The organism is Frankia tisae (genome assembly GCF_025403405.1).
Lineage (GTDB): Bacteria > Actinomycetota > Actinomycetes > Frankiales > Frankiaceae > Frankia > Frankia tisai.
Window position 1 is genome coordinate 1 of record NZ_JANEZT010000308.1, and the last position, 8,225, is coordinate 8,225.

4 protein-coding genes and 1 pseudogene are annotated in these 8,225 nt (G+C 75.6%); 2 read left to right on the forward strand and 3 right to left on the reverse strand.

Features of this window, described 5'->3' with window-relative positions:
- Positions 1–149 precede the first annotated feature (149 nt).
- The gene (locus NBZ85_RS23610; RefSeq protein ID WP_261559212.1) at positions 150–1,847 is read right to left on the reverse strand and encodes an FAD-binding oxidoreductase; all 1,698 of its coding nucleotides are present in this window, start codon (positions 1,845–1,847) and stop codon (positions 150–152) included.
- A gap of 134 nt (positions 1,848–1,981) precedes the next feature.
- On the opposite strand from NBZ85_RS23610, the gene NBZ85_RS23615 reads away from it, so the two are divergent.
- Positions 1,982–2,731: a TetR/AcrR family transcriptional regulator gene (locus NBZ85_RS23615; RefSeq protein ID WP_261559210.1), complete on the forward strand. Its 750-nt coding sequence runs from the start codon at positions 1,982–1,984 to the stop codon at positions 2,729–2,731.
- Positions 2,728–4,419: a glycerol-3-phosphate dehydrogenase/oxidase gene (locus tag NBZ85_RS23620; RefSeq protein ID WP_261559211.1), complete on the forward strand. Its 1,692-nt coding sequence runs from the start codon at positions 2,728–2,730 to the stop codon at positions 4,417–4,419. Before NBZ85_RS23615 ends, NBZ85_RS23620 begins: the two co-directional genes overlap by 4 nt.
- A gap of 1,447 nt (positions 4,420–5,866) precedes the next feature.
- Here NBZ85_RS23620 and NBZ85_RS33340 read toward each other — a convergent pair.
- Together NBZ85_RS33340 and NBZ85_RS23625 are read right to left on the reverse strand one after the other, a co-directional pair.
- A pseudogene (locus NBZ85_RS33340) lies at positions 5,867–6,958 on the reverse strand (sensor histidine kinase); the annotation flags it as partial.
- A 4-nt stretch (positions 6,959–6,962) separates the two neighbouring features.
- Entirely contained in the window at positions 6,963–8,177 is a 1,215-nt protein-coding gene (locus NBZ85_RS23625) for an acyl-CoA dehydrogenase family protein (RefSeq protein WP_261562615.1), read from the reverse strand.
- Positions 8,178–8,225: the final 48 nt, after the last annotated feature.

Sequence of the window (8,225 nt, forward strand, 5' to 3'; positions counted from 1 at the left end):
GCGATTAACCTCCAGCATCTGCTGACCGCTATGCGGCCAGGATGGGCACCGACCAACCTGTCCACCTTCGCGTGAGCAGTCAGGCACGGAGATGGGCCGAAGGGGGCGTGGTCCGCCGGGCGGACCGCGGTCGGTCGCCGTCGGCGTGGTCAGCCGACGAGGATCCCGGGGTTGAGGATGCCGGCGGGGTCGAGGGTGCGCTTCACCGCGCGCAGCACGTCGACGCCGAGGTCGCCGATCTCGGCGCCGAGCCAGGGACGGTGCTCGGTGCCGACGGCGTGGTGATGGGTGATCGTGCCGCCCGCGGCGACAATCGCGTCGCCGGCCGCCCCCTTGGCCGCCCGCCAGCTCCCGATCGGGTCCTCGCCCTGCGCGCACACCACGGTGAAGTAGAGCGAGGCCCCGGTCTCGTACAGGTGGGAGATGTGGCACATCACCACCGGCGACAGACCCATGGCACTGAGCGAGCCGGCGAGCGCGTCGCGCACGCCCGCGTAGAGCGCCGGCAGCGTGGCCCAGAATCCGGCGGTCTCCAGCGTCTCGGCGAAGATCCCCAGGTCGAGCAGGGCGTCGCGCAGGTACGGCGCCCGGAACCGGCCCCGCTCCCAGTCGGGGCCGGCCGCTGCGTCCAGCCGCCGGGCGCCGCCGGCCAGCAGCACACCCGCAACCTCGGCGGCGCGCCGCTCGACCACCGACCCGACCCCCTCATACCCGGTGACGAGATGACAGCCGCCCTGGGCAGGATCCTGGGCCGTGTTCTGGGCGGCGTTCTGGGCCGCGTTCTGGGCGGCCTCAGCCGTGCCGGTCCCTATCGCCACCGCCGGCCCGCCCGGACGCGGCGGGCGGGCGAGGCCCCCGACGGTCTCGGTCTCGTCGGACAGGCGGCAGACGGTGGGCCGCAGGTCAGCCGCCGCGAGGGTGCGCAGCAGCCGGGTCCCGGTCGCGAAGTCCGGCACCGACCAACCCTCGAAGATCCGCCGCGCCGGCAGCGGGCGGACCCGCGCCACCACCTGGGTGATCACGCCGAAGGCACCCTCGGAGCCGAGCATCAGCTCGCGCAGGTCCGGCCCGGCCGCCGAGGCCGGCGCGCGGCCGAGCTCCCAGGAGCCGACCGGGGTCGCCACGCGCAGCCCGACGACCAGATCGTCGAAGCGGCCGTAGCCCCCGGACGCCTGGCCGCTGGACCGCGTGGCGGCGAAACCGCCGATGGTGGCGTACTCCCAGGACTGCGGGATGTGGCCGAGGGTCAGGCCGTGCTCGGCGAGCAGCGCCGCGGCCCGCGGGCCGCGCAGCCCGGCACCGAGCTCGACGGTGCCGGACTCCCGGTCCACCCGGCCCAGCGCGTCCAGCCGGGCGAGGTCGAGCGCGACCACCGGCTGCTCCGCGGGCCGGGCGGGTTCGAGGCCGCCGACGACGGAGGTGCCCCCGCCGAACGGCACGACGGCGATGCGCTCCCGGCTCGCCAGGCGCAGCACGGCGAGCACCTCGTCGTGATCCGCGGGCAGCACCACCGCGTCGGGCGCGGCGCTGGCGTCGCCCGCGCGCAGGCGCAGCAGGTCGGTCGTGGACCGCCCGCGGCAGTGGCGGATGCGCGCCTCGTCGTGCGTGTGGACGTGGCCCAAGCCGACGATCGCCGCCAGCGCGTCCCGCGCCGCCGCGGGCAGCCGAGCCGGTGGCAGACGCACCTGCGCGAGTCCGACCGGCGCGGTGGGCCGCACGGGGATACCCAACCGGGCCAGCAGCCCGCGAGCCTCGTCGGGCAGCGGCTCGTGCTCCGACGCGGGCCCCCAACCCCACCAGACGGGTTCGGTCAGGCCGATCCTGCGCACTTCGCCGGTGCTCGTCAACGCCACCTCGGTTCGCCTACTCGATCCGACTCGCTGGACTTCGGCACGAGACAGTGTGACAGTCGTCATAACACTGTCACAAGGCTTCGGCTCCACGATGACACAGCCGCGCCAGCGGCGCCCGCGCCGCGGGCGTGGCAGTCGAGCAGGAGGGCGGCCACACGATGCTCGACACCGACCGGCGCCCCGGCACCTCCGGCACCTCTGCGGCCCCCAGCGGTCCCGTGCGCTGGTCCGGCGAACAGGCCGTCCTGGACGCGGCGAAGGCGTCGCTACTGGCGGTCGGGGTCCGCCGCACCACGCTGACCGGGGTCGCCCGCCGCGCCGGGGTGAGCCGGATGACCCTCTACCGGCGCTGGCCGGACCTGCGCTCGCTGGTCGGCGACGTGATGACCCGGGAATGGACGATGGTGGTCACGGCGGCGGACCTGACGCCCCCCGATCGGTCCGACGGTGATCTGGACGACCTGGTCGACCACATCATCGCGACGGTGGAGGCGTTCCGGACGAACCCGGTGTACCTGCGGATCATCGAGACCGATCCGGAGCTGCTGCTGCCCTACCTGACCGAGCGGCGCGGCGCCACCCAGCGGATGATCGTCGATCTGCTGACCGGGCAGCTGGGCGTTGCCGCGCGGCACGGCACGGTGCGCGCGGTGGACCCGGCGGCGCTGGCGGTCATGGTGCTGCTCGTCGTGCAGTCGTTCGTGCTGTCGGCGCGCGCTCTCGCCGGCCCGGTGCCGGCCGCGACGCTGGCGGCCGAGCTGCGGCGCCTGCTGCGCGGCTACCTCGCCCCGGACACCGCAGACATCGCGGACATCGCGGACACCCCGGTCCCACCGCCCGCGAGCGCCGGCCGCCCGCTTCAGGACACGGCGCCTTGACCGCCACCGGCTGGCCGGCCCCGCCGGGAGACACCTCCCTCAACGCACGGCGACGCGATCGGGAGCTGGCCGCCACCGCCGACGGCGAACCGGTCGACGTGCTGGTCGTCGGCGGCGGTGTCACCGGCGCCGGAGTCGCCCTGGACGCCGCCTCACGCGGCCTGTCGGTCGCGCTCGCGGAGGCGCATGACCTCGCCTTCGGTACCAGCCGGTGGAGCTCCAAGCTCGTCCACGGCGGCCTGCGCTACCTCGCCGGCGGCGACGTCGCGGTGGCGTGGGAGAGCGCGGTGGAACGCGACATCCTGATGCGGCACACGGCGCCCCACCTCGTCCGGGCACTGCCGATCGTGACCCCGTTGACACCGCAGGTGTCGCACTCGGCCGCCGCGCTGGTGCACACCGGGCTACGGATCGGCGACCTGATGCGCCGCGCCGCCGGCACCCCGCACACGGTGCTGCCGGGGCCGCGGCGGCTGACGGCGGTGGAGACCCTCGGTCTCGCCCCCGCGCTGCGGGAGACCGGGCTGCGCGGCGGGCTGGTCTACTGGGATGGCCAGCTCGTCGATGATGCGCGGCTCGTCGTCGCCCTGGCCCGCACCGCCGCCGGCCACGGCGCCCGGATCCTCACCAGGCTGCGGGTCGAGCACATCGACGCCCGCGCCGCGGCGGGCGGCGACGCGGCCACGGCCGCCCGTCATCGCGGCGGCTTCGAGGTGACCGCCCGCGACGAGCTCACCGGCGACGAGGTCCGGCTGCGCGCCCGGACTGTCGTGAACGCCGCCGGCGTCTGGGCCCCGACCCTGACCCCCGGCATCCGGCTGCGGCCGAGTCGCGGCACGCATCTGGTGTTGCGCTCCGACGCCCTGAAGGGTGCCCGCGGGGCACTGTCCGTGCCGATGCCGGGTGAACGCAACCGGTTCGCGCTGGTGCTCCCGCAGGGTGACGGCCGGGTCTACGTCGGGCTGACCGACGTTCCGGTCGACCGGGTCACCGACGTCCCCGAACCCGACGCCAGCGAGATCACCGAGCTTGTCGACGTCGTGTCGGCCGTGCTCGCCGCGCCCCTGGACCGCGCCGACCTGCTCGGCGCCTTCGCCGGACTGCGCCCACTGCTCGACGACAGCCCCCGGCTCGACGACGGCCCACTACTCGACGACAGCCCCCGGCTCGGCCACGGCCCACGTTCCCGCCCCGGTGCCGCCCGTCCGGGGCGCACCGCGGACCTGTCCCGGCGCCATCTCGTCCGCACCGATCGGGGCGGCCTGGTCACAGTCGTCGGCGGGAAGCTCACGACCTACCGGCGGATGGCCGCCGACGCCGTGGACGCGGCCGTCGCGGCCGGCGAGCTGCCCGCCGGCCCCTGCCGGACCCGGCGGCTCGGCCTCGTCGGCGCCGCGCCGCGATCGATACTCGCCGCGGTCGCCGCGCCGCGTCGGCTGGTCGAGCGGTACGGCACGGAGGCGCCGCGGGTGCTCGCGGCCGCAGACCACGACCCCGGGCTGCTCGTGCCGATCGTCGACGGGGTGCCGGTCACGGGGGCGGAGCTGCTGTTCGCGGTGCGCCACGAGGGAGCGCTCGATCCGGCGGACCTGCTGGACCGGCGTTCGCGGATCGGCCTAGTTCCCACCGAGCGCCGCGCGGCCCTCGCCGCCGCCACCCGGCTGTTCGACCACGCGGTGACGCGCTGACCGCGGCACCGCCGAATCCTCCGTGGCCGCCGGGGGTGCCGGGTCCGCCGGGGGTGCCGGGTCCGCCGGGATCCCCAGGGGTGTTGCCGGCCTCGGCGGGCGCGGACCAGTGCATCTCGACGCACACGACGCCCTCGCCGATTGTCCCGCCGGCGCGGACCAGCCCCGAGCCGCCGGGGCCGAACTCGCCTGTCCGGCCGAAGTCGGCCAGGGTCGGCGCAGCGCGGGACGAGGCGGGTCGTCCCGGCATCGCGGGCCCCGCAACCAGCCTTTCAACCCGTCCCGCGGGTCGCCCGTCGACCGGCGCGACGAGGGCCACCGACCCCTCGCCCGACCGCTGCGCCGAGGGAACGGAGCGAGCCGGGGCACGGCGCGCCGGATAGGTGAGATAGACGCTCGCCTGCGCGGCGCCGAGGTAGCCGGTGAGCATGACAGGCCCCTGGCGGACGGCGGCCAGCACCGCCGAGACCCGGGCGAGAAACTCCCGGCGCACCGGTTCGGGCAGCACCAGCAGGTCTCCGTCCGTCTGGACGGTGACGGCGATGCCCCGGGCTTCGGTCTGCTCGATCGGCCCGAGCAGGTCCCGCAGTGCGTCGGGGCCGGCCCCGGTGAGATCCCGGCGCAGCGCGCGGGCGCACGCCGTGCACAGGGCACGCACCTCCGACCGGCTCGGATCGCACCGACCGGCGGCGATGTCGCGCAACAGCGGCAGGATCCGCACGTCCAGTTCGGCGAACCGCCGGCGCCGGTCCCGGCGGACAGTCCGGTCCAGCACCCGCCGGCTGGTCAGGTCGGCTTCCAGGTCACCGGCCCGCGCCCGCTCCTGCGCGCTGGCCCGCAGGACCGGTCCGAACATCGTGACCAGCACCTGCATGATCCACTGCGCGTACACCGCGGCGGCCAGTCTGGCCAGCACGAGGGGGTCGTACCTGCAGCCGAGTCCGGCGACGATTCCGACCATGGCCACCGTCGCGAACCCGGCTGCGGCGTAGCGCTCCCGCTGCGGCCGGGACAGCACCGCCAGCGCCACCAGCAGCGGATTGATCATGGTGGTGCCCCAGCTCACGACCAGCTCGCCGGGCGGCTCGACCGTGTTGACCGCACCGGCGACCGCCGAGGCGACGGCCGCCAGCAGGACACCGGCCGATTCGAGGCGGCCCAGCGGCCGGCGGGCGACGACTCGGGCCGTCAGCCCGATGACCACGGCCGTCGCCAGCCAGATTCCCAGGCTGGCCGGGATCGACCGGGCCTGGTCGCGATGGACGACGACCGGGGTGAGTGCGGCGAGCCAGCCCACGACCACCGCCAGGGCGAACGCCCGGCGCGCCGCCGCGGCGAACTGCTCCTCCAGCTGGTCTGCGCCCGCAGGTTCGGCGGCGACCGGCGGAGGCAGTTCCCACCGCAGCGTGATCCGGGTGCCCTGCCCGGGTTCGGACCAGATGTCGGCCATGCCACCCACGGCCTGCATCCGAGCGGACACGGAGCGCCGCAGTCCGAGGCGGCGCCCGTCGGTGGCCGGCTCCGCCGGCCGGAAACCGCGTCCCCGGTCGATGACGGACACCTCCAGCCGACCGGGGCCGAGCCGGGCGAGAACCTGGGCGTCGTCGGTGCCGGCGTGGGATCGGACGTTGCGCAACGCCTCGCCCATCGCGGCGGTGACGGCGGCGCCGACCTCGTCGGGCACCCACTCGCCCGCCGGCTCCGACCGGTCCTGCGGCACGCTGACGTCCAGTTCGACCCGCAGGCCGACGCCCCGCGCGGCCTCGACGGCGTGATCGATGCGTTCGGTGAGGGTGGGAACCGCGTCGGGCCGGCTGGCCAGGTGTTCTTCGACGGCGCGCACGCTGTCGGCGCACTGCCGGCGCAGGTCGGCGGTCGGCTGGTCCTCGCTCATGCCCAGACCGGTGAGGGTGTTGAGGATCGTGTCGTGCAGGAGCCGCTCCTGCTCACGGGAGTCCAGCTCGCGTCCCTCGGCGACGAGCTGCCGGCGCCGCCGGGCGGTCACGTCGCGGTGCTGCCGGTCGGCGTCGACCGCGACCCGGCGCAGCCGCCCGGCGGCGTGATGCAGCAGGCCGCCGAGGGCGAGGAGCATCGCCGTCGAGGCGAACACCTGGGGCCGGTGGTGGATGGCGCTGACGAGCTGGGCGGCCACCAGCACCGCCGTGGCGACGGCGAAGGCCCGCGACGGCAGCGCGAACGCCGCCGCCACCACGGCGGTGAGCAGGCCGACGAAGGCGAACGACGCGGGGTCTCCCCGCGACGGGTCAGGCGTCAGCCAGCCCGTGGTCAGGGCGACGCAGGCCGCCACGGCCACGTCGGCGACCGCCATGGCCCGGCGCGGGCGGCGGCGCAGATGCGCGGCGAACAGCACTCCCCACACCAGCACGGCAACCGGTCCCGCCAGCGCCGCCGGATGCGCGCGGTACCAGTCGGCCCAGGCGCCGACGAAGAACAGCAGGTAGCCCAACTGGGCGACCCGAAGCCGAGCGGTGCACCGAATCATCACCGTCGACAGCGCCTGCGCCGAGCGCCCGTTCATCGACTCACGACACGGTGTCGACGGTGAGCCGGGCGACCTGTTCCAGGTGCTGGCGGCTGTCGCCGAAGGCGGCGATGAGGCGTTTCGCGCGCTTGTAGAAAAAATGGGTGTCGTGCTCCCAGGTATAGCCGATCCCGCCGTGGTACTGGACCATCGCGGCGGTGGCGTCGCCGGCGGCCTGGTTCGCCTTGCTCTTCGCCACGGCGACGGCGAGGTCGGCATCCGGCCGGCCCTCGTCGAGGGCGTGCGCCGCGTAGAGCACGGCATGCTCGGCCATGGTCACGGCGACGTGCAGGTCGGCGAGATGGTGGGCCACCGCCTGGAACGACCCGACCGGCCGGCCGAACTGGATCCGCTCGGAGTCGTAGGCGACGGTGCGGGTCAGCGCCGCCCGGGCGACGCCGACGAGGTCCGCGGCCGCGAGCACGGCGCCGCGGCGCAGCAGGTCCGCCAACGCCGCGGCGTCCGAGCCCGGCAGGCGGGCGGCGGGTGCCTCGGTCAGCGTCAACGCGGCGAGCCGGGTGGTGCCGTCGATGCCCGCCTGCCGCTCGATCCGCACCCCGGCCCCCCCACGTTCCAGCAGGTACAGCCCGATGCCGCCGCCACTGCCACTGCCACTGCCACCGGCATCGACGTCGACGTCGACGTCGACGTCGGCACTGGCGGCACTGGCGGCACTGGCGGCACTGGCGGTGCCGGGCGGGTTCGGCTCGGTGGCCGCGACCACGATGACATCGGCGACATGGGCGTACTCGACGCCGGAGGCGGCGCCGTCGAGCCGGCCCGCGGCATCGGCGCGCACGGTGATCCCGCCGGGGCCGAAGCCCCCACCGGGACCGCGCAGCGCCACGGTGGCGACGAGCTCGCCCATGCCAAGCGGCCCGAGCACGGCCGCGGCCTGCTCCGGCGAGCCGTCCCGCCGAACGGCCGCACCGGCGAGCACTGTCGCCGCCCAAGGCCCGGGGACCACTCCGGCGCCGAACTCCCGCGCGATCACCTGGGCGTCGAGCAGGCCGAGGTCGAGGCCGCCATGCTCCTGAGGCACGCACACCGACAGCCAGCCCTGCTCCCCGATCGCCCGCCACAGGCCGGCGGGATGGCCGTCGCCCCGCTCGTCGTCGACGACCGCCCGCACCGCCCGCAGATCGAAGCGGTCGGCGAGGTAGGCGCGGACGGTCTCGGCGAGGGCACGCTGCTCGTCGGTGAGGGCGAAGTACACGAGCGTGGTTCTCCTGACGGCGCAGTCGGGGCGAGGCCGCGGGTGGGG